Below are 20,490 nucleotides of genomic sequence, written 5' to 3' on the forward strand. Positions count from 1 at the left end.
CCGCCCGCCCGCCCCCCCCCCCCCCGCCCCCCCCCCCCCCCCCCCCCCCCCCCCCCCCCCCCCCCCGGGGGCCCCCCCCCCCCCCCCCGGGGCGGGGGGGGGGGGGGCCCCCCCCCCCCCCCCCCCCCCCCGCCGCTTTTGCTGTTGGGCGCGCTCAGACCCCATGCGCCCGCACCCCGCAACGAACCCTCAGGTCCTCAGCCGTCAGCCGGAGACCTCGGACCGGTCCCCGCCCCACAGCGTGTGGAACGACCCCTCCCGGTCGGTCCGCCGATACGTGTGCGCGCCGAAGAAGTCCCGCTGCCCCTGCGTGAGCGCGGCGGGCAGCCGCTCCGCGCGCAGCGCGTCGTAGTACGCGAGCGCCGCCGCGAACCCGGGCGTGGGCACCCCCTGCTGCACGGCGGAGACGAGCACCGCGCGCCAGTCGTCCTGCGCCGCCGCGATCTCCTGCGCGAACGTGTCGTCGGAGAGCAGGCTCGGCAGATCCGCGCGCGCGTCGTACGCGGCCCGGATCCGGTCGAGGAACGCCGCCCGGATGATGCAGCCGCCGCGCCAGATCGAGGCGACCGCGCCGAGGTCGATGTTCCAGTCGTACTCGGCGCTGCCGGCCGAGACCTCGTGGAAGCCCTGCGTGTAGGACACGATCTTCGACGCGTACAGCGCCTGCTCCACCTGGTCCGCGAAGGCCGACGCCTCGGACTCGCTCAGCGCCGTCGCCGAGGGACCGGCGAGCCCGCGGGAGGCCTCGCGCAGCGCGCTGTGGCCCGACAGCGACCGGGCGAAGACCGCCTCGGCGATGCCCGACACCGGAACGCCCAGGTCGAGGGCGATCTGCACGGTCCAGCGGCCCGTGCCCTTCTGCTCGGCCTGGTCCTGCACCACGTCCACGAACGGCTTGCCCGTCGCCGCGTCCACGTGCGACAGGACCTCGGCGGTGATCTCGATCAGGTACGAGTCGAGCCGCCCGGTGTTCCAGGTGCGGAAGATGTCGGCGATCTGCGCGGGGGAGTAGCCCGCCACGTCACGCAGCAACTGGTACGCCTCGCCGATCAGCTGCATGTCGGCGTACTCGATGCCGTTGTGCACCATCTTCACGAAGTGCCCGGCGCCGTCGGGGCCGACGTGCGTGACACACGGAGAGCCGTCCTCGGCCTTCGCGGAGATCTTCTCCAGCATCGGGCCCAGCGACTCGTACGACTCGACCGGACCGCCCGGCATGATGCTGGGGCCGTTGAGCGCGCCCTCCTCGCCGCCGGAGATGCCCGCGCCGACGAAGTGGATGCCCTGCTCGCGCAGGTCGCGCTCCCGGCGCCGGGTGTCCGCGAAGTGCGCGTTGCCGCCATCGATGATCATGTCGCCGGGCTCCAGGAGCGGGGCGAACTCCTGGATCACCGCGTCGGTCGGCTCACCGGCCTTCACCATGATCACCAGGCGGCGGGGCCGCTCGAGCGCCGCCACGAACTCCTTGGCGGTCTCGGTCGCGATGAAGTCGCCCTCACTGCCGAACTCCTCCACCAGCGCGTGCGTGCGCGCCGCCGTCCGGTTGTGCAGGGCGACGGCGTATCCGTTCCGCGCGAAGTTACGGGCGAGATTGCGCCCCATCACCGCGAGTCCCGTGACGCCGATCTGCGCTGAGTTGCTCATACGGTTTGGCTCCTAAGATCCTGAATCAGTGGTGCCGGTCCTGCCCGCCAGTATTGACCCACTGACCATCCTGACTTGCCGGTTCTCCGACCGCACATCCTGCCTTGCCGACGTTGTGTACGCAGAAGAGGCGTCCTCGCCTCAGCCTCCCGGCGAACTTCACCCTCGTGTCCGCCACCGGTAGGGACGGCGACCGTCGCGAACGAAGGGGCATTCCTGGTCACTTGGCGGGATAGGGAGGCTGATTGCCCTCTTGTCATGGCCTGTTAGCAGCGTTTACTTTTGCCGCTCCTGACGCTTGTTTAGGGGGCACCTTCATGGCCGTACGCGGCCGGCACCGCCGGTATCAGCCCAACAGGATCAACCGCGCGTCACTCACTGTCACGGTGGGCGGTGCCGGAATGGCGATACCGCTCATCGGGACCGGCGTCGCGAACGCGGCCGATGTGGACACCTGGAACAAGGTCGCCGCCTGCGAGTCCACCAACAACTGGAACATCAACACCGGCAACGGCTACTACGGCGGGCTCCAGTTCACCCAGTCCACCTGGGAGGCCTACGGCGGCCGGGCCTACGCGGCCCGCGCCGACCTCGCCACCAAGGACCAGCAGATAGCCGTCGCCGAGAAGGTCCTGGACGGTCAGGGGCCGGGCGCCTGGCCCACCTGCTCGCAGCGGGCGGGGCTCACGCGCGGTGGCGACAGCCCCGACATCAGCACCTCGGGCACCTCCACGCAGACCGCCAAGCGCAAGGTCGACGTACAGCCGCAGACCACGCCCCAGTCCCGGGCCGGGACCGCCGAGATGTACACGGTCGTGCACGGCGACACGCTCTCCGAGATCGCGGGCACCCGGAAGATACCCGGCGGCTGGCGGCAGTTGTACGAAGCCAACCGCAGGACCGTCGGCGCCGACCCGGACCTGATCGTTCCCGGCCAGCGGCTGAGCCTGCACGGCAAGGCGCCCGGTTCGAACGGCACCTCCACGTCGTCGTCCGGCAAGGCCCAGACGAAGGACAAGAAGGAGAAGAAGGACAAGGGGGTCAAGAGGGAGAAGGTGGAGAAGGCCGAGGAGAAGTCGGAGAAGAAGACCCACTCGGCCACCCACACCCTCGTCGCCCCGGTGAGTGCCGGTACCGGCACTCCGTACCACGCCGCGGGTTCCTCCTGGTCGAAGGGCTACCACACGGGCGTCGACTTCCCGGTGGCGACGGGTACGTCCGTCAAGTCGGTCGGGGCGGGCAGCGTCGTGACCGCGGGCTGGGGCGGATCCTTCGGCTACCAGGTGGTGATCCGGCACGGCGACGGCCGCTACACCCAGTACGCCCATCTGTCCGCGATCTCCGTGAAGGCCGGGCAGGGCGTGGGGGCCGGCCAGCGCATCGGCCGGTCCGGGTCCACGGGCAACAGCTCGGGCCCGCATCTGCACTTCGAGGTGCGGACGGGGCCCGGTTTCGGCAGCGACGTCGATCCGGTCGCGTACCTGCGCGCCGGTGGCGTCAGGATCTGACGCAGGAGCGCAGCACCATCGGGGCGGGCAGCAGGGGCAGGCACGGAAGGCCGTAGTAGAGGCCTTCCGGCCACGCCGGCCCGCCCGGGCCGTCCGGCACGTCGCCGGGCGGCGGGGGCCCGTTGGACCCGGGCGGCGGCACCAGGGCCGCCTCGCGTGCGGCGGCGAGCATTCCCCCGGCCGCCACCGGCGACCCCTCCCGGCCGCCCGGCACTCCGGTCCCGGTCGGGCGCGAGTGGTCACGTACGCCGCCATGGCCCGTGCGCGCGGCCGGTGCGACAGGCTCGCTCCGCACCGCAGGCACCGTGAACGATTCTTCTCGTGCACCCGTCGGCGTATACGCCTTGTCCCGCACGCCAGAGGAGATCCGCCGCTCGGCGGAGCCGGAACCGGAACCGGAGGCTGAGGCGGAGACCGCGGGCCGCGCGGGAGGAAAAAGCGCGGTGGCCTGCTCGATGGGGCTCGGCACGGCCTCCGGAGCCGCGGCCCCGGACAGGTCCTGGGGCACGCCCTGGGCCGTTTCCTGGGACTCCGCGGCCACGGACGCCGCTCCGGCAGCCGACGGAGTCGTGGCGGGCGCGACCGGCTGCGTACGCTCCGAGCCGCTGATCCGCTCCGTGGTGAGCAGGATCAGACCGCCCGCGGCGACGACCCCGCAGCCGAGGGCGAGCATGGTGCCCGTCTCGCCGTAGCGGAACGTCTCGCCGAACATCGTGAGACCCACCGCGGCGGCCACGATCGGGTTCACGACGGTCAGCGTGGCCAGCGGGGCCGCGAGTCCGGCGCCCCGGTAGGAGGCCTGCGACAGCAGCATTCCGGCGGTCGCCAGAACGCCGATCACGGCGAGGCTCGGCAGGTCGGCGACCGCGACGCCACCGGTCCAGTCCACCGCGACGGTCTTCGTGAACACCGACGACATACCGAAGGCGACACCGGCCGCGATCGCCAGCAGCACACTGCGCACGGCCGGGTGCCGGTGCGCGGCGCGCGCCGCCGTCATCAGCGCCACCACCGCACCGCCGGTGACCAGGGCCACCACGACGCGCTGGGCGCTGTTCAGGGACTGCGAGTCGGCGGTGCCGACCAGGGCCAGGATCCCGGCCAGACCGACCGTCGCCATGATCGCGCCCCGCCAGGCGGCGGCCCCGGCCCTGCGGCGGACGAAGACGGCGGCCATGGGCAGCGCGAACACGATGGTCAGCGCGCCCAGCGGCTGGACCAGGCTGAGCGGCCCGTAGGCCAGCGCCACGACGTGCAGCAGTCCGCCGAGCGCGTTGAGGCCGACCGCGGCCCACCAGGCGAGCTGGCGCATGGGTGCGTACGTACGGTCGGGCGTGTTCGCCGCGACGCGTTCCTGCACGATGGCCCCGCCCGCGTAGGCGACGGCGGAGACGAGGGAGAGAACCACAGAAAGCACTAGTGCGCTCATGTGTCTCTCCTCTGCGTGTGGCGGACGCGCTCCGGAGGGTGCGGAGTCCGGTGCGGCGAACGGTCGGCTTCCATGGTTATGACGATCCCTTGTGAAAGGTCCCGTGTCGTCGTACCTGAGCAGTCATTGGGTCCTACTGCCGATGGAGTACGTCTTGGGCCGAGTCCTCCCCAGGTCGGGTGACACGAAGTACAACCCGCCCTCCGGCGCCGTTATGCCCCCTTGGTGTACTTGTTCTTCGTGAATCTCGATCCGGACCTCAAGCGGCTGGCCGCTCTCGAAGGTTTCTTCGCCCTGCGCACAGGACGGCCCCGCCCGCGCCCGGGACGACCCCCGCTGCCGACACTCGCCGAGGTCTACGCGACACCGGGCGTCACGGCCGCGCAGGATCGCGCCGCGTCGGATCGAGTCACGTCGGGTCACGAGGAGAGCGATCCGCTCACCTTCCGTGTCCGCAAGGTCGTCCGGCTGCTGGCCGCTCCGGAGACGCGCGTCGGGGTGTCCGTGGCGCAGCAGGGGTTCGCCGCCCGGCTGTGGTCCGTGGCCCTGGGATCGGCCGTGCTCTACGGCCGGGTGCCGGACCTCGACCCCCGCCTGCTGCACTGGGACGCCGACGGCAGCGCCCCCGACGATCTGTGGCTGTCGGAGGTGCGCGTGCTGCCCGGCGACGCCGCGACGATCCGGCGGCTCGTGCACCACGGCCACCTCGCACCCCTCTCGGCGGCGCTGCGGGCCAGGCACCCGGTGGCCGCGGGGCTGCTGTGGGGCAACGCGGCCTCCGCCCTCGCGAGCACCGCCCGCCTGCTCGACGGCCGGGCCGCCGCCCACGGCCGTACCGACGTACGCGATCACGTACGCGCGCTCACCGCCGAACTCCTCGACCACCCCGACCTGAGGGACACCGGGAACTGGGACGGAACTGCTTTCCGGCGGCGCAGTTGCTGCCTCTATTACCGGGTACCCGGCGGCGGGGTGTGCGGCGACTGCTGCTTCACGCAGGCACCGCGCTCTTCCCTGACCGACCCATCTGGGTGACCATGTGGGAACCAGCCGCAGAGACAGGAGGTTCCGGGTGCGAGTGGGACTGCTGACCCGCGAATATCCGCCGGATGTGTACGGCGGGGCGGGAGTCCATGTCGAGTTCCTCGCCCGGGAGCTGAGGCCCCTCACGGACCTGGGCGTGCACTGCTGGGGCGAGGGCGCCGGCGGCGGAGTGGTCCGGCACCGGTCCTGGCCCGTGCTCGACGGCGCCAACGACGCGCTGCGCACCTTCTCCGTGGACCTCTCCATGGCGGCCGCGCTGGAGGACCGCGACCTCGTGCATTCGCACACCTGGTACGCCAACCTCGCCGGCCACCTCGCGAAGCTGCAGTACGGCATCCCTCACATCATGACCGCCCACTCGCTGGAGCCGCTGCGCCCCTGGAAGGCCGAGCAGCTGGGCGGCGGTTACGCCCTCTCCAGCTGGGCCGAGCGCACCGCGATCGAGTCGGCCGACGGCGTGATCGCCGTCTCCGGGGCCATGCGCGAGGACATCCTGGGCTGCTATCCGTCCCTGGACCCGGCGAAGGTGCACATCGTGCACAACGGCATCGACACGAGCCTCTACCGCCCGGACCACGGCACGGACGTCCTGGAACGGCTCGGCATCGACACCGCGCGGCCCTACGTGCTGTTCGTGGGCCGCATCACCCGGCAGAAGGGCGTGCCGCATCTCCTGCGCGCGGTGCGCGACATCGACCCCGCCGCACAGGTCGTGCTCTGCGCGGGCGCGCCGGACACCCCCGAGATCGACCAGGAGTTCCGTGTCCTCTTCGAGGAACTGAGCCGGGTCCGCGAGGGAGTGCACTGGATCCCGCAGATGCTGCCCCGCCCCGAAGTCATCCAACTCCTCACCCACGCAGCCGTGTTCGTGTGTCCCTCGGTCTACGAGCCGCTCGGGATCGTCAACCTTGAGGCGATGGCCTGCGGAACCCCGGTGGTCGCCTCCCGGGTCGGTGGCATTCCGGAGGTCGTTGAGGACGGCGAAACCGGGGTACTGGTGTCCGTGGACGAGGACTTCGAGACAGGACTCGCACAGGCGCTGGACTCGGTCCTCGGAGATGCCGGGGCCGCCCGGCGGATGGGCGAGGCCGGACGGCAGCGCGCGGTGGGGGAGTTCGGCTGGGACGCCGTCGCCCGGCGGACGGTCCGGCTCTACGAGGAGATCCTCAAACAGGCGTAGTCCGGCCTGCCGGCAGGCAGGCCCGGACCAATGAGGGTTAGGGGAGCGGCCATGCGTCGTGGTGGACCTTCGGTGCTCGGGATCGTACTGGCGGGCGGGGAAGGCAAACGCCTGATGCCCCTCACCGCGGACCGTGCCAAACCAGCGGTCACGTTCGGAGGCACGTACCGCCTCGTCGACTTCGTGCTGTCGAACCTCGTCAACGCGGACATCCTGCGCATCTGCGTGCTGACGCAGTACAAGTCGCACTCGCTCGACCGGCACGTCACCACGACCTGGCGGATGTCCAGCCTGCTGGGCAACTACGTGACGCCGGTCCCGGCCCAGCAACGCCTCGGCCCGCGCTGGTACCTGGGCAGCGCCGACGCGATCCTGCAGTCCCTGAACCTCGTGTACGACGAACAGCCCGAGTACGTGGCGGTGTTCGGCGCCGACCACGTCTACCGCATGGACCCGCGCCAGATGCTCGCCCAGCACATCGACAGCGGGGCGGGCGTGACCGTGGCCGGCATCCGCGTCCCGCGGACCGAGTCGTCGTCCTTCGGGGTGATCACGCCGGGCACGGACGGGCAGACGGTCGAGCGCTTCCTGGAGAAGCCCACGGACCCGCCCGGTCTGCACGACGACCCCGAGTGCGTCTTCGCCTCCATGGGCAACTACATCTTCACCACCAAGGCCCTGATAGAGGCGCTGCAGCGGGACGCCGAGGACGCGAACTCCGTGCACGACATGGGCGGCTCGATCCTCCCTCAGCTGACCGACCGCGGCGAGGCCGGGCTCTACGACTTCAGCGACAACCATGTGCCCGGCGAGACCACCCGCGACCAGGGCTACTGGCGTGACGTGGGCTCCCTGGACGCGTACTACGACGCCCATATGGACCTGATCGCCGAGCGGCCCGCCTTCAACCTCTTCAACCGCAGCTGGCCCATCTACACCAGCTCCGGGCAGCTGTCGCCGGCCCGGTTCAACGCGGGCGGCATCGCGAGCGAGTCGATCATCAGCGCGGGCTGCCTCATCCGGGGCCAGGTCACGCGCTCGGTGCTCTCCCCGGGCGTCCTCGTCGACCCCGGAGCCGTCGTCCAGGGGTCGATCCTCCACGACAACGTGCACATCGGGCGGGGCGCGGTCGTGCGCGGCGCGGTCCTCGACAAGAACGTGCAGGTACCGCCGGGCGCGACCATCGGCGTCAATCCGGAACGGGACCGGGAGCTCTACACGGTCTCCAAGGACGGCGTGATAGCCCTCGGCAAGGGCCAGATAGTGCCGTAGTGCCCTAAGGCCGTAAAGGCGATCCGGGCAGGGGCCCGCGTTGGGCTGCCGGGGTGGCAGCGGCGCGGCCCGCCCACGGAGGTCCGGTGTGCCGGGCGGACCGGGCGGTCTCATGACGTACGAGACCGCGCGGTGACCAGCCCGACACGATGGAGGACCTCCGTATGAGACGGACCGGACGCCCCGCCCTGCGTACAGCCGTGGTCGTGACCGCCGCTCTGCTGGGGCTGGGCGGCGCCCTCTCGGCTCCCGCCCTCTCGGCTCCCGCCGCCTCGGTGGGGGCGGCCGGGCCGGGCGGGGACCGGCTCACCGATCTGGTCAACCCGTTCATCGGCACGGAGAGCGAGGGCAACACCTTCCCGGGCGCCGCCGTGCCCTTCGGCATGGTGCAGTTCTCCCCGGACACCGGCCACAACACCGGCTACGACCACTCCGACACCCGTATCCGCGGCTTCTCGCTCGTGCACCTCTCCGGTGTCGGCTGCCGCCTCGGGGGAGACCTGCCGGCCCTGCCCACCACGGGCGAGGTCACCGTCACCGACCACGCGAAGTACGCCGCCCGGTTCGACCACGCCACCGAGCGGGCGAGCCCCGGCTACTACAAGGTCGGCCTGGAGAACGCCCCCGGCAGCGGGACGAGCGGCGGGCGTGAGAGCGGCGGGGGTACGAGCGTCAGCGGTGCGAGCGGCGCGGATACGGGTCGCATCGACGCCGAGCTGACCGCGACCGGCCGCACCGGGGTGCAGCGTTACACCTTCCCGGCCACCGACAGGGCGAACGTCCTGCTGAACGCGGGCCAGGCGCTGCACGGGACGGTGTCCTCGACCGTGGAGATCCTGGACGACCGCACGGTCCGCACCGAGATCACCGGCAGCGGTTTCTGCCAGGCCGCCACCCGCCCGTACACGGTCCACACGCTCACCCGCTTCGACCGGCCGTTCACGACGTCCGGCACCTGGCGGGGCGACGCCGTCACCGAGGGCTCCACCCGGTCGAGCGGCACGGGACGGGGCGGCGCCTACGTGCGCTTCGACACCACGAAGGACCGCACGGTCGAGGCGACCACCGCGGTGTCGTACGTGGACGCGCGCGGCGCCGCCGTCAACCTCCGCGCCGAGGGCGGCCGCTCCTTCGACCGCGTCCGCGACGACGCCCGGCGGGCCTGGGAGGAGCGGCTCGACGACGTACGGGTGAAGGGCGGGAGCGGGACGCTGCGCCGCACCTTCTACTCCTCGCTCTACCGGTCCCTCCTCGCCCCCAACCTCGGCGGTGACGCCGACGGCCGCCACCGGGGCTGGGACCTGAAGGTCCACCGCGCGAAGGGCTTCACCTACTACCAGAACTGGTCCCTGTGGGACACGTACCGCACCCAGGCACAGCTCCTCGCCCTGCTCGCGCCGCGCGAGTCGCGGGACATGGCCCTGTCCGTGCTCGCCGTGGGGGAGGAGGGCGGCTGGCTGCCCAAGTGGGGGTACGGGCCGGTCGAGACGAACATCATGACCGGCGACCCCGTCACCCCGTTCCTCACCAACGCCTACCAGCAGGGGCTGCTGAAGGGGCACGAGGAGCGGGCCTACCGGGCGCTCAGGAGGAACGCCGACGGCGTACCGCCCGCCGGCTCGCCCGCGGCGGGACGGGACGCCAACAAGGAGTACATCGCGGCCGGATACGTGCCCATGGCCAAGGGCCGCCCGCACACCAAGAACGGCCACTCGGACTTCGACCACGGGGCGTCCGCGACGCTGGAGTACGCCCTGTCCGACGCGATGCTCGCCCAGATGGCCCGCGACCTCGGACACGGGGCGGACGCCGAGCGCTATGCCACCCGCGCCCAGAACTACCGGCGGATCCTCGACCCCTCGACCGGCTTCTTCCGGGCCCGGGACGCCTCGGGAGCCTTCCCGGGCGACCCCGATCCGGCCAGGAGCGAGGGATTCCACGAGGGCACGTCCTGGCAGTACCAGTGGCTCGTCCCGCAGGACCTGCCCGGACTGATCGGCCTGCTCGGCGGCCGGCGCGCGGTGAACGACCGGCTCGACACGTTCTTCGCGTACGAGCGACTCCTGAAGGACCCCGCGCGCACCGCACGCGAGGTGTGGGTCAACGGGCCGTACGCCTACTACGACGCGGCGCACTACAACCCGCAGAACGAACCCGACCTGATCGCCCCCTACACCTACCTCTCCACCGGTCAGCCGTGGAAGACCACCGACGTGGTGCATGCCGCCCTGACCCTCTTCACCGACGCGCCCACGGGCATGACCGGCAACGACGACCTCGGGACCATGTCCGCCTGGCACGTCCTGTCGTCGATCGGGCTCTTCCCGGTACAGCCCGGCTTCGACACCTGGGGTCTGTCGACGCCGGTCTTCGAGCGGACCGACCTCGTGCTCGACCGCCGCTTTCACCCGCTCGGCGCGCTGACCGTGACGGCTCCGGGCACCTCGGACGCCGGACGCGCGCCGGTCTCCGGGCGTGCGCCGGACTCCGGCCGCTACATCCGGTCGGTACGCGCCGACGGCACCGCCCACGCCCGTACGTATCTGACGCCCGGCGAGCTGCGGGGCATCCGGGAGCTGGCCTTCACGGTGGGCCGGGAGCCCTCCCGCTGGGGCACGGGAGCGGACGCGGCGCCGCCGAAGCTGGGGTGACACCGGCCACTCGGGGGGTGCCTCATGGGCCACACGGGTCCCGCTCCTGTCGCCCGTAGCGGTGGGAGCGGGACTTAATCTGCTGTTAACTGAGCGTAGCTTGATCGTACTTGACCGTAATCGTCCAGCCGGGATTGACTGCTGGCTCACCCGTCGTCGACGCGAGAGCCAAGCCATTGAATGTAAGGCCCTCTGACTCCGACCTTCTCGCACCACTCGACCTGGCGTTCTGGAACATCGAATCGCGCGAGCACCCCATGCACCTCGGGGCGCTGGGGATCTTCGAGGCCAACTCGCCCGCCGCGGGCCGGCAGGCGGCCGATCTGCTCGCCGCCCGCGCGGCCGGCGTACCCGGGCTGCGCATGCGGATCCGCGACATCTGGCAGCCGCTCGACCTCCGGCAGGCGTCGGGGTTCGACCTGCGCCGGCCGCTCGCCTTCGGCGGCGCCGCCCGTGAGGCCGCCCCCGACTTCGAACCGCTCGACCACGTCCGTCTGCACGCGCCCGCCGCCGACTTCCACGCCGTCGCCGGCGCGCTCATGCAGCGGCCCCTGGAGCGCGGCAGACCTCCGTGGGAGGCCCACGTCGTACCCGGCGTGGACGGCACCTCCTTCGCCGTGCTGTTCAAGTTCCACCACGCGCTGGCCGACGGGCTGCGGGCGCTGGCGCTCGCGGCGGCCGTCCTCGACCCCATGGACATGCCGGCGCCCCGGCCACGCCCCGCGGAGCCGGCGCGCGGCCCCCTCGCCGCTCTCCTCCCCGATGTGACGAAGCTGCCGGGACTGGTCCGCGGCGCGCTCTCCGACGTCGGCCGGGCCCTCGACATCGGCGCCTCCGTCGCCCGCGCAACCTGGGACGTACGGTCCTCCGCCGCCCTGGTCTCGAAGCCCACCGGCACCCGCCGGGTCGCGGGCGTCGCCCTGGAACTCGACGAGATCCACACGATCCGCAAGAGCGTGGGCGGCACCGTCAACGACGTCCTCATCGCCGTCGTCGCGGGCGCCCTGCGCCGCTGGCTCGACGAACGCGGCGACGGCAGCGAAGGAGTGTCGCCCCGGGCCCTGATCCCCGTCTCCCGCAGGCGCCCGCGCACCGCGCACCCGCAGGGGAACCGGCTCTCCGGGTACCTGATACGGCTTCCCGTCGACGACCCGGACCCCCTCGCGCGCCTCGCCACCGTGCGGACGGCCATGAACCACAACAAGGACGCGGGCCCCAACCGGGGCGCGGGCGCCGTCGCCCTGCTCGCCGACCACGTCCCGGCGATCGGCCACCGGCTCGGCATGCCCGTCGTCGGCCAGGCGGCCCGGCTCCTCTTCGACATCCTGGTCACCAGCGTGCCCCTGCCCAGCCTCGGCATGACGCTCGGCGGCTGCCCGCTGACCGAGGTGTACCCGCTCGCCCCGCTGGCCCGCGGCCAGGCCCTCGCGGTCGCCGTGTCGACGTTCCGCGGACGCGTCCACTACGGGCTCGTCGCCGACGCGGAGGCCGTCCCGGACCTCGACCTGCTGGCCAAGTCGCTCACGGTGGAGGTGGCGGAACTGAACGCCGCCTGCGTGTCCTGAGACACATCTCGCGGGCCCGGCGGATATCTGGAAGACGTCCGGCCGATATCCGGAGGGTTGTCTTCAGACTTGTCTTCCACGGGCCTGCGGGAGGCCGGATACAGGTTCGCGGGAGGCTGGGCCCAGGTTCGAGAGAGGCCGGGGACAGCTCCGTGAGGGGCCGGGGACAGGTCCGTGAGGGGCCGGTGATCATCGCGGGTTTGGTGCCTTTGCCCTGTGCTCCGTAAAATTCCGCCTTCGTGAGCGTGCGCGGTTCGAGCGCCGCGCGAGAACCCTAGGAACGGCAACGGCGATGACGGTGACAGACGACAGCCCGGCGACACCCGCCGTGGACACGGCACAGGCCCCGGACGGTTCGTACGGTCCCGGTATCGACCCCGAGCGGCTGGCCGTCTGCCTCGCCGTGCTCGACGAGCTGGAGAAGATCGACGTCGACCACCCCGACGCGATCCGCGTACGCCGCGCCACCGCGGGGATCTACCGCTCGGTCAAGCAGCGCCGCCGCCAGGACCGCAGGGCCGCCAAGACCGCCCACGACAAGGCCGTCACCGAGGCCACCGCCACCGGCTCCGCCCAGCGCATCGACGACGAGACCGAGGGCGTCCTGCCGTCGTCCGTCACCGAGGCCGGCGCCATCGCGGGGATACTCCAGCGCCCGCGCTCCTGCTACACCTGCAAGGTCCGCTACACCGAGGTCGACTACTTCTACCACCAGCTCTGCCAGAAGTGCGCCGCCGAGAACCGCGCCCGCCGTGACGCCCGCACCGACCTCACCGGCAAGCGCGCGCTGCTCACCGGCGGACGCGCCAAGATCGGCATGTACATCGCGCTGCGGCTGCTGCGCGACGGCGCGCACACCACGATCACCACGCGCTTCCCGAACGACGCGATCCGCCGCTTCAAGGCCATGCCCGACAGCGACGAGTGGATCGGCCGGCTGAAGATCGTCGGGATCGACCTGCGCGACCCCGCCCAGGTCGTCGCGCTCGCCGACTCGGTCGCCGCCGCGGGGCCGCTCGACATCCTGATCAACAACGCCGCGCAGACGGTACGGCGCTCGCCGGGCGCCTACAGCGAGCTGCTCGCCGCCGAGGCGGGGCCGCTGCCCGCCGGTGAACTGCCGCCCGCCGAGGTCATCGGCACGTTCGGCTCCGGGGCCGTGTCCGCGCTCCCCGTGGCCGGGGGCGGCGCGCTGACCGCGCAGGACGTCACCGACCTCGCGCTCATCTCCGGCTCCGCCTCGCTGGAGCGGATCGCCGCCGGTACCGCCATCGACGCCGGTGGGCTCGTGCCCGATCTGCACGACACCAACAGCTGGATCCAGGCGGTCGAGGAGGTCACGCCGATCGAGCTGCTGGAGGTCCAGCTCTGCAACTCCACCGCGCCGTTCATCCTCATCAGCCGGTTGCGGGGGGCGATGGCGGCGGCCGAGGCCGGGCGGACGTACATCGTGAACGTGTCCGCCATGGAGGGTGTCTTCAACCGCGGTTACAAGGGCGCCGGGCATCCGCACACCAATATGGCCAAGGCCGCGCTCAACATGCTCACGCGCACCAGTGCGCAGGAGATGTTCGAGAAGGACGGCATTCTGATGACCGCCGTCGACACGGGGTGGATCACGGACGAGCGGCCGCATCCGGACAAGATGCGGCTGGCCGACGCGGGGTTCCATGCGCCGCTCGATCTCATCGACGGGGCGGCGCGCGTGTACGACCCGATCGTCCGGGGGCAGCAGGGGGAGGACCTGTTCGGGGTCTTCTTGAAGGACTACGCGCCTGGTAAGTGGTAGTTCGCGGGGTTGCGCTGCGCTGGGCTTGAACGGGGGTGGGGTGCTGGGGCGTCTGGGGCGTCTGCGGGCCCGGTGGGGGCTGGTCGCGCAGTTCCCCGCGCCCCTTTGGGGGGGTCGGCCTGGGTTTTGAGGGTGCGGGTTCGGTGGGGGCTTGTCGCGCTGTTCCCCGCGCCCCTTCGGGGGGGCCTGGGTTTTGTGGGTGCGGGTGCGTGGGGGCTTGTCGCGCAGTTCCCCGCGCCCCTTCGGGGGCGCTCCTTACGGGGTTGCTCGGCGGACTCTTGTGCCGCCGTCCACCAGGAGGTCCGTGCCTGTGATCCACTTTGCTTTGTCCGAGGTCAGCCACAGGACGGCCTCGGCTATGTCCTGAGGTTCGCCCATGCGGCCCAGGGGGAGTGCGGTGGCCGGTTCCTGGTCTGGTCGGTCCCAGACGAAGCGGGCCATCTCGGTGCGTACGAGGCCGGGGGAGACCGAGTTGACCCTGACCCCCGGGGCCAGTTCGCCCGCCAGTTGCTGCGTCAGGTGGAGCAGGGCCGCCTTGCTCGTGCCGTACGCGCCGAGGCGGGGGCCCACGTGCGTCGCCCCCTCGGTGCAGATGTTGACGACCGAGCCGCCGTGCGCGCGCATCCAGGCCCGCCACGCGTGCTGCGTCAGCCGCAGCGCGGCCTCGACGTTGATCGTGAACGCTTCGCGCCACCGGTCCGGGTCGGCGTCCATGAGCGGGCCGTAGGGCTGGTTGGTCGCCGCGTTGTTCACCACCACGTCGATACGGCCGTACTCGTCCATCGCCAGCTCGGTCAGGCGGCTCAGGTGCGCCGGGTCGGCGACCGTGCCCGCCAAGCCCACGGCAGCGCCCAGACGCGCGGTGGCCAGGGCCAGCCCGTCGGCGTCCCGTGCCGTGACACACACCCGCGCGCCCGCCGCCACGAACCCCTCGGCGACGGCCAGCCCGATCCCGCGCGAGGCCCCGGTGACGATGGCGACCCTGCCCTCGAACCCGTACGACGATGTCATCCGCGTACCGTCTCATGACGGTCCGTCAGTCGACCGCGCCCAGACGGCTGTTCCGGGCCGATACGAGTTCCAGTACCGTGCGCCAGTCCTCCAGCACCCCGGCGTCCAGGCCGGCGGTACGGGCGGCCTCGTCGGCCTGGCGCAGGGTCAGTACGTCCTCACCGATCCGGCTGTCCGGGTCCTCCCGGTGGAGGCGTACCAGGCCGGAGACCCGCTCGCCCAGCAGGGGCCTGACCGCGTCGGAGGTGACGGCCGCGTGAGCCGCGGGATCACCCGGCCTCAGCAGGTGGCCGACCACGTGCACCAGCCCGGCCACCTGGAGTTCCTTGTCGGCCGGGCGGCTCCGGCGCAGCAGCGCGGCGGTCTGCAGGGCGTGGTCGTGCAGATCGACCGGGGCGCCGCCGAGGCAGGCGGTGCCCCGGGCTCCTCGGCAGGCGTGCAGCAGATCCATCAGCTCTTCGACTCTGCGCAGCTCCATGCGCCAGTCCTCCCTGCGGGCGAGAAAGGCCGTCGTCTCGCGCCAGCAGATCATGGCCGGATTTCAATCGGGCCAACGGGAACTGAACTGCACACCTGTCCGAGAACTCGTTCAGTGCCCCCTGTCGATCCACTCCTGGAGGTTCGGCGACTCGGCGCCGACCGTCGTCGAGTCGCCGTGGCCGGTGCGGACCACCGTCTCGGCGGGCAGGTCGAGCAGGCTGGTCCTGATCGACTCGATGATGGTCGGGAAGTGGGAGAACGATCGGCCCGTCGCGCCGGGGCCGCCCTGGAAGAGGGTGTCGCCGGTGAAGACGCTGCCCAGCTCCGGGGCGTACAGGCACACGGCCCCCGGCGCGTGACCCGGCGTGTGCAGGACGGTCAGCTCCACACCCGCCACGGTCAGCTTCTCGCCGTCGGACAGCTCGCCGTCCGGAAGGCGGTCCGGGTGGGTCTGCTTCCAGAGCGGCAGGTCGTCCGGGTGGAGCAGGATCGGGGCGCCGGTGCGGGCCGCCAGGGCCGGGGCCGCGTCGATGTGGTCGTTGTGCGCGTGGGTGCAGACGATCGCGCGCAGGGTGCGGTCGCCCAGTGCCTCGGCGATCGCGTCCGCGTCGTGCGCCGCGTCGATGACGACCGCTTCGGTGTCGTCGCCCACGATCCATACGTTGTTGTCGACGTCCCAGGTGCCGCCGTCCAGGCTGAACGTGCCCGAGGTGACCAGGTGCTCGATGCGTGCGGTGGTCACAGCTCCACCACCGATCGCAGGACGTCGCCCTGGTGCATGCGGTCGAAGGCCTGCTCGATGCCGTCGAGCGTGATGGTCTCCGTCACGAACGCGGCCAGGTCCAGCCGGCCCTGCTGATGGAGGTCGATCAGCATCGGGAAGTCCCGCGAGGGCAGGCAGTCGCCGTACCAGGAGGACTTCAGGCTGCCGCCGCGGCCGAAGACGTCCAGCAGGGGCAGTTCGAGCTTCATCTCCGGTGTGGGGACGCCGACCAGGACGACCGTGCCCGCGAGGTCGCGGGCGTAGAACGCCTGCTTGTACGTCTCCGGGCGGCCGACCGCCTCGATGACGACGTCCGCTCCGAACCCGCCGGTCAGCTCGCGGATCGCCTCGACGGCGTCCGTCTCCTTGGAGTTGACGGTGTGGGTGGCGCCCATCGTGCGGGCCTTCTCCAGCTTCCGGTCGTCGATGTCGACGGCGATGATCTTCGCGGCGCCCGCGAGGTTCGCCCCGGCGATCGCCGCGTCGCCCACGCCGCCGCAGCCGATGACGGCGACGGAGTCGCCGCGGCCCACGTTGCCGGTGTTGATGGCCGCTCCGATGCCGGCCATCACGCCGCAGCCGAGCAGGCCCGCGACCGCCGGGGACACGGACGGGTCGACCTTGGTGCACTGGCCGGCCGCGACGAGGGTCTTCTCGGCGAACGCGCCGATGCCCAGGGCGGGGGAGAGCTCGGTGCCGTCCTCAAGGGTCATCTTCTGCTTGGCGTTGTGCGTGTTGAAGCAGTACCAGGGGCGACCGCGGAGACAGGCCCGGCACTGGCCGCAGACCGCTCGCCAGTTGAGGACCACGAAGTCGCCGGGGGCGACGTCGGTGACGCCCTCGCCGACGGACTCGACGACTCCTGCCGCCTCGTGGCCGAGGAGGAAGGGGTAGTCGTCGCTGATGCCGCCCTGCTTGTAGTGCAGGTCGGTGTGGCAGACCCCACAGGCCTGGATCTTCACCACGGCCTCGCCGGGACCCGGGTCGGGGACGATGATCGTCCGGATCTGCACCGGCTCGTTCTTGCCGGGGGCGATGACACCGCGTACCTGCTGGGCGGCCATGTCGGGCTCCTTCACATGGACAGTGGGGCGCTGATCATGTTGGCACAGGGCCGGACGAGTGCGACATCGCCTGTGGACAAACAGGGATGACTTCGGATGGTTACACCTTGTTTTCAGCCCCATCGAGCGGCGGCCCGCTCATTTGGTTACTCTGTGCGGGACGGACAGCTCATTTGGGTCCCACCCACACCCACGGTCCGTCCCGGGACAAGCCAGTCACCACGGCCTGCTCTCATGCGAGTTGACCGGCGCCACCGCGTCCGAAGTGCCCTTGTTCAGACCCGAGCGGACGCAGGCGACCGGCAGCAGAGTGGTCCTGTGCGCCCCGAGGGTGACCCGACACATAAGGAGTGCGCGGTGACACCGGAGACGACGAATCTCGATCAAGGCCTCAAGGAACGGACAGAGGTCACGGACCGGGCGGAGAAGCTCGGCAGCCTGGACGTGTGGGCCAGGTCCGCCCCCATTCGGCTGGCGGGCTACGAGGACGATCTGGCCGAGCCTCACATCCTGCCCAGCGTGGACTGACCGCCGGGCCGGACCGCGGGGTCGGACCGTCGGATCGCCGGGCGTCCGTCCTGGGCGCTGGCGGCGGTGGGTGGGTCGGGGCCGTGCCGGTACGTCGAGCCCGTCGCCTTCCGGGTGCACTGCTCCAAGAATCGAAGAGTTCGGTCGATTGCAGGAGCCCTATGCGACGGGCTGCGACGTACCGGCACGGCCCGCTCCCGTGCTTTCGCGGGTGCCGGGTCGTGCCAAACTTGTATCCATGCTGATCAGAGACGCCGTGGCCGACGACTGGACGCGGATCTGGCCTTTCTGGCACCGGATCGTGGCCGCCGGGGAGACCTACGCCTGGGACCTGGACACCTCCGAGGGGGATGCCCGCGCCCTGTGGATGGCGCCGGGCAAGCGGGTGTTCGTCGCCGAGGACGAGGTGGCGGGTGTGGTCTTGGGCTCCGCCTACGTCACGCCGAACTACGGCGGCCCCGCGGCCGATGTCGCCAACGCCGCTTTCATGGTCGACCCGGACCAGACGGGCCGGGGTGTGGGCCGGGCCCTGGCGGAACACGTCCTGCGAACGGCCGAGGCCGACGGCTACCGGGCGATGGTCTTCAACGCCGTGGTCGAGACCAACCCGGCTGTAAAACTGTGGACATCCCTCGGCTTCAAGATCGTAGGCACGATCCCAGCAGCCTTCACCCACCCGACCGAAGGCAGAGTCGGATTGCACGTCATGCACCGAGAACTCTGACAACCACCAGATCTCTCGACTCGGTCGCCCACCTGCCTTTTGGGGACCACAGGAGCCGGGGCGCCCACCCGCCTTTTTTAGGGGCGCGGGGAACTGCGCGGCCAGCCCCCACCGGCCCGCACCCGACCTGCGACCCCCTAGCCCCAGCTTTTTGGGGGCGCGAGGAACTGCGCGATCAGCCCCCACCGGCCCGCACCCGACCTGCGACCCCTACCCCCCCGCCCCCCACCCCCAGCGGAGCAACCCGCGGAGCAACCCGCGTCCAGGGCCGCAACCCCTCCAACTCCCCGGCGACCCGCAAGAGAACCCCCTCACTACCCACCCGCCCCACCAGCTGGACAGCACCAGGCAATCCCGACGGCAGCACCCCGAACGGCACCACCATCGCCGGCCACCCCGTCAGATTCCACGGCGGAGTCAAGGGGGAGTAGGCGGTGTTGACCACAACGTTCCGCACCCACCCCCGCTTGTGCCACTCCGCCGCAGCCGGCCCCCGCCGCGCCAGCGCGGGCGTGAGCAGCACATCGTGCTCCGCGAAGAACGGCGCGAGCCGCTCCCGCAGCTGCTGCCGGCGCACACCGGTCCGTACCGAGTCCACGAACCGCCGCCCCACTCCCGCGTGCACCCGCGTCCGCGGTGCCAGCCGCTTCGGGTCGAGCCCCTCCGCGTCCACCGCCGTCCCGGCCGTCCAGTGCGCCAGTGAGGTCGTGCCCAGCCACACCGGATACGGCGGGTCCGCGCGCCGCACCCGGTGTCCCGCCCCGGCGAGCAATCGGGCCGCTTCACGGGCTCCGGCCGCGTACGGTCGGGTGACGGCGACGCCCGCGAGGGGGCTGCGCACCGAGACGGCGACCGAGAGCGCGGCGGGCTCCTGGGTGCGTACGGCGTCCGCGGCGGCCAGTACCGAGAACATAAGTCCGGCGTCCTTGACGGTCGTCGCCAGTGGCCCGTTCTCGGACATTCCGAACCAGTCGCCGTGGCCGATGCCCGCCGGAATCGTGCCGTGGCCCGGCTTGAGGCCGATCAGGCCGCAGTTGGCGGCGGGTATCCGCAGCGAGCCCATTCCGTCGTTGCCGAGGGCGAGAGGGACCATCTCCGCGGCAACCGCCGCCGCGCTGCCGCCGGAGGAGCCGCCTGCCGTGCGTGTGGTGTCCCACGGGTTGCGCGCCGTGCCGTACACGCCCTCCGTGGTGCCGAAGACGCACAGTTCGGGGACGTTCGTCACGCCCACCACGACGGCTCCCGCCGCCCGCAGCCTGGCCACCGTGACGTGGTCCTCGGCCGCCGGGGTGTCCGGGCTCGCCGCGCTGCCGTTGCGGGTGGACTCGCCGCGTACGGCCAGGTTGTCTTTGACCGCCACCGGTACGCCCGCCAGGGGGAGGTCGGCCAGGTCCGCCCGGGACGCCACCTCGTCCGCCTCGGTGAGTGCGGCCGCCGCGCGTACGTGGCGGAAGGCGCCCACGCGCGCGTCGAGCAGCTCGATGCGCGCGAGGTGCTCGGCCACCACCTCGCGCGGCGTGACCCGCTTCTCGCGGACGGCGGCGGCGATCTCGGCGGCGGTCCAGCCTGCCCAGCTGGTCACGGTGGCTCCTCGGGGGGTGGTTCTGCTGATGAGCACCACCGGTGGGTGCTGGTGGGTACTGGTGAGTCCGAGAAGTACTGTGCCTCGGCCCCGGGGCTCCCGTCGAGAGTCGTCTCGGCTGCGGCCTTCGTGCCTGGACGCGCTTGGACATTCGCTGCGGTCCTCTTGGACTTTTGGCGGTGTGTCCGGCCGACTGTTTGCGCGGAGTGGCAGGTCATCCGACCACTGGGCCAACTCGGCTCTCTTCCGACCCCAT

The 20,490-nt window shown here is 71.6% G+C and carries 16 protein-coding genes; 9 read left to right on the forward strand and 7 right to left on the reverse strand.

Features of this window, described 5'->3' with window-relative positions; genetic code table 11:
- Nucleotides 1-204: 204 nt before the first annotated feature.
- Nucleotides 205-1,644, reverse strand: a complete 1,440-nt coding sequence (gene gndA, locus ACZ60E_RS26930; RefSeq protein ID WP_469443754.1) for an NADP-dependent phosphogluconate dehydrogenase — start codon at nucleotides 1,642-1,644, stop codon at nucleotides 205-207.
- Nucleotides 1,645-1,961: 317 nt separating this feature from the next.
- Between gndA and ACZ60E_RS26935 the strand changes: the two genes are divergently transcribed.
- Nucleotides 1,962-3,152: a transglycosylase family protein gene (locus tag ACZ60E_RS26935; protein ID WP_469443755.1), complete on the forward strand. Its 1,191-nt coding sequence runs from the start codon at nucleotides 1,962-1,964 to the stop codon at nucleotides 3,150-3,152.
- On the opposite strand, the gene ACZ60E_RS26940 is transcribed toward ACZ60E_RS26935, so the two are convergent.
- Complete coding sequence (locus ACZ60E_RS26940; protein WP_469443756.1) at nucleotides 3,142-4,581, reverse strand: DMT family transporter; 1,440 nt, start codon at nucleotides 4,579-4,581, stop codon at nucleotides 3,142-3,144. The genes ACZ60E_RS26935 and ACZ60E_RS26940 overlap by 11 nt on opposite strands.
- Nucleotides 4,582-4,821: 240 nt before the next feature.
- Between ACZ60E_RS26940 and ACZ60E_RS26945 the strand changes: the two genes are divergently transcribed.
- The 6 genes from ACZ60E_RS26945 to ACZ60E_RS26970 all read left to right on the forward strand — a co-directional run bounded on the left by ACZ60E_RS26945 (nucleotide 4,822) and on the right by ACZ60E_RS26970 (nucleotide 14,082).
- Nucleotides 4,822-5,616: a (2Fe-2S)-binding protein gene (locus ACZ60E_RS26945; RefSeq protein ID WP_469443757.1), complete on the forward strand. Its 795-nt coding sequence runs from the start codon at nucleotides 4,822-4,824 to the stop codon at nucleotides 5,614-5,616.
- 37 nt (nucleotides 5,617-5,653) lie between these two features.
- Nucleotides 5,654-6,805 (forward strand): glycogen synthase, encoded by a 1,152-nt coding sequence (glgA, locus tag ACZ60E_RS26950; RefSeq protein ID WP_384805574.1) that lies wholly within the window; start codon nucleotides 5,654-5,656, stop codon nucleotides 6,803-6,805.
- 51 nt (nucleotides 6,806-6,856) lie between these two features.
- Nucleotides 6,857-8,077, forward strand: a complete 1,221-nt coding sequence (gene glgC / locus ACZ60E_RS26955; RefSeq protein WP_384805576.1) for a glucose-1-phosphate adenylyltransferase — start codon at nucleotides 6,857-6,859, stop codon at nucleotides 8,075-8,077.
- 164 nt (nucleotides 8,078-8,241) lie between these two features.
- Nucleotides 8,242-10,728 (forward strand): GH92 family glycosyl hydrolase, encoded by a 2,487-nt coding sequence (locus tag ACZ60E_RS26960; protein ID WP_469443758.1) that lies wholly within the window; start codon nucleotides 8,242-8,244, stop codon nucleotides 10,726-10,728.
- A 257-nt stretch (nucleotides 10,729-10,985) separates the two neighbouring features.
- Nucleotides 10,986-12,293 (forward strand): wax ester/triacylglycerol synthase family O-acyltransferase, encoded by a 1,308-nt coding sequence (locus ACZ60E_RS26965; RefSeq protein ID WP_453790388.1) that lies wholly within the window; start codon nucleotides 10,986-10,988, stop codon nucleotides 12,291-12,293.
- Between the two features lie 292 nt (nucleotides 12,294-12,585).
- Nucleotides 12,586-14,082, forward strand: a complete 1,497-nt coding sequence (locus ACZ60E_RS26970) for an SDR family NAD(P)-dependent oxidoreductase (protein ID WP_453790387.1) — start codon at nucleotides 12,586-12,588, stop codon at nucleotides 14,080-14,082.
- Between the two features lie 255 nt (nucleotides 14,083-14,337).
- Here ACZ60E_RS26970 and ACZ60E_RS26975 read toward each other — a convergent pair whose 3' ends face one another.
- The 4 genes from ACZ60E_RS26975 to ACZ60E_RS26990 all read right to left on the reverse strand — a co-directional run bounded on the left by ACZ60E_RS26975 (nucleotide 14,338) and on the right by ACZ60E_RS26990 (nucleotide 17,400).
- Nucleotides 14,338-15,093 (reverse strand): SDR family oxidoreductase, encoded by a 756-nt coding sequence (locus ACZ60E_RS26975; protein WP_469443760.1) that lies wholly within the window; start codon nucleotides 15,091-15,093, stop codon nucleotides 14,338-14,340.
- A 25-nt stretch (nucleotides 15,094-15,118) separates the two neighbouring features.
- Nucleotides 15,119-15,571 carry a hypothetical protein gene (locus tag ACZ60E_RS26980; protein WP_469443923.1) on the reverse strand — a complete coding sequence of 151 codons (453 nt, stop codon included), beginning with the start codon at nucleotides 15,569-15,571 and terminating at the stop codon, nucleotides 15,119-15,121.
- A gap of 111 nt (nucleotides 15,572-15,682) precedes the next feature.
- Complete coding sequence (locus ACZ60E_RS26985; protein WP_469443762.1) at nucleotides 15,683-16,315, reverse strand: MBL fold metallo-hydrolase; 633 nt, start codon at nucleotides 16,313-16,315, stop codon at nucleotides 15,683-15,685.
- Nucleotides 16,312-17,400, reverse strand: a complete 1,089-nt coding sequence (locus ACZ60E_RS26990; RefSeq protein WP_453790384.1) for an S-(hydroxymethyl)mycothiol dehydrogenase — start codon at nucleotides 17,398-17,400, stop codon at nucleotides 16,312-16,314. The genes ACZ60E_RS26985 and ACZ60E_RS26990 overlap by 4 nt, the downstream gene beginning before the upstream one ends.
- Nucleotides 17,401-17,757: 357 nt before the next feature.
- Between ACZ60E_RS26990 and ACZ60E_RS26995 the strand changes: the two genes are divergently transcribed.
- Nucleotides 17,758-17,928: a hypothetical protein gene (locus ACZ60E_RS26995; protein ID WP_189779098.1), complete on the forward strand. Its 171-nt coding sequence runs from the start codon at nucleotides 17,758-17,760 to the stop codon at nucleotides 17,926-17,928.
- Between the two features lie 238 nt (nucleotides 17,929-18,166).
- Nucleotides 18,167-18,652, forward strand: a complete 486-nt coding sequence (locus ACZ60E_RS27000; protein ID WP_469443764.1) for a GNAT family N-acetyltransferase — start codon at nucleotides 18,167-18,169, stop codon at nucleotides 18,650-18,652.
- A 175-nt stretch (nucleotides 18,653-18,827) separates the two neighbouring features.
- Here the strand turns inward: ACZ60E_RS27000 and ACZ60E_RS27005 are convergent, their stop codons facing one another.
- Nucleotides 18,828-20,234 carry an amidase gene (locus ACZ60E_RS27005; protein WP_469443766.1) on the reverse strand — a complete coding sequence of 469 codons (1,407 nt, stop codon included), beginning with the start codon at nucleotides 20,232-20,234 and terminating at the stop codon, nucleotides 18,828-18,830.
- Between the last annotated feature and the right edge of the window lie 256 nt (nucleotides 20,235-20,490).

This window comes from Streptomyces sp. NPDC102514 (genome assembly GCF_055584525.1).

Bases quoted from the DNA above. Each gene is read 5' to 3' on its own strand.
- gndA (WP_469443754.1), bottom strand. From the start codon at position 1,644: ATGAGCAACTCAGCGCAGATCGGCGTCACGGGACTCGCGGTGATGGGG.
- ACZ60E_RS26935 (WP_469443755.1), top strand. From the start codon at position 1,962: ATGGCCGTACGCGGCCGGCACCGCCGGTATCAGCCCAACAGGATCAAC.
- ACZ60E_RS26940 (WP_469443756.1), bottom strand. From the start codon at position 4,581: ATGAGCGCACTAGTGCTTTCTGTGGTTCTCTCCCTCGTCTCCGCCGTC.
- ACZ60E_RS26970 (WP_453790387.1), top strand. From the start codon at position 12,586: ATGACGGTGACAGACGACAGCCCGGCGACACCCGCCGTGGACACGGCA.
- glgC (WP_384805576.1), top strand. From the start codon at position 6,857: ATGCGTCGTGGTGGACCTTCGGTGCTCGGGATCGTACTGGCGGGCGGG.
- ACZ60E_RS26975 (WP_469443760.1), bottom strand. From the start codon at position 15,093: ATGACATCGTCGTACGGGTTCGAGGGCAGGGTCGCCATCGTCACCGGG.
- ACZ60E_RS26965 (WP_453790388.1), top strand. From the start codon at position 10,986: ATGCACCTCGGGGCGCTGGGGATCTTCGAGGCCAACTCGCCCGCCGCG.
- ACZ60E_RS27000 (WP_469443764.1), top strand. From the start codon at position 18,167: ATGCTGATCAGAGACGCCGTGGCCGACGACTGGACGCGGATCTGGCCT.
- ACZ60E_RS26980 (WP_469443923.1), bottom strand. From the start codon at position 15,571: ATGGAGCTGCGCAGAGTCGAAGAGCTGATGGATCTGCTGCACGCCTGC.
- ACZ60E_RS26990 (WP_453790384.1), bottom strand. From the start codon at position 17,400: ATGGCCGCCCAGCAGGTACGCGGTGTCATCGCCCCCGGCAAGAACGAG.
- ACZ60E_RS26960 (WP_469443758.1), top strand. From the start codon at position 8,242: ATGAGACGGACCGGACGCCCCGCCCTGCGTACAGCCGTGGTCGTGACC.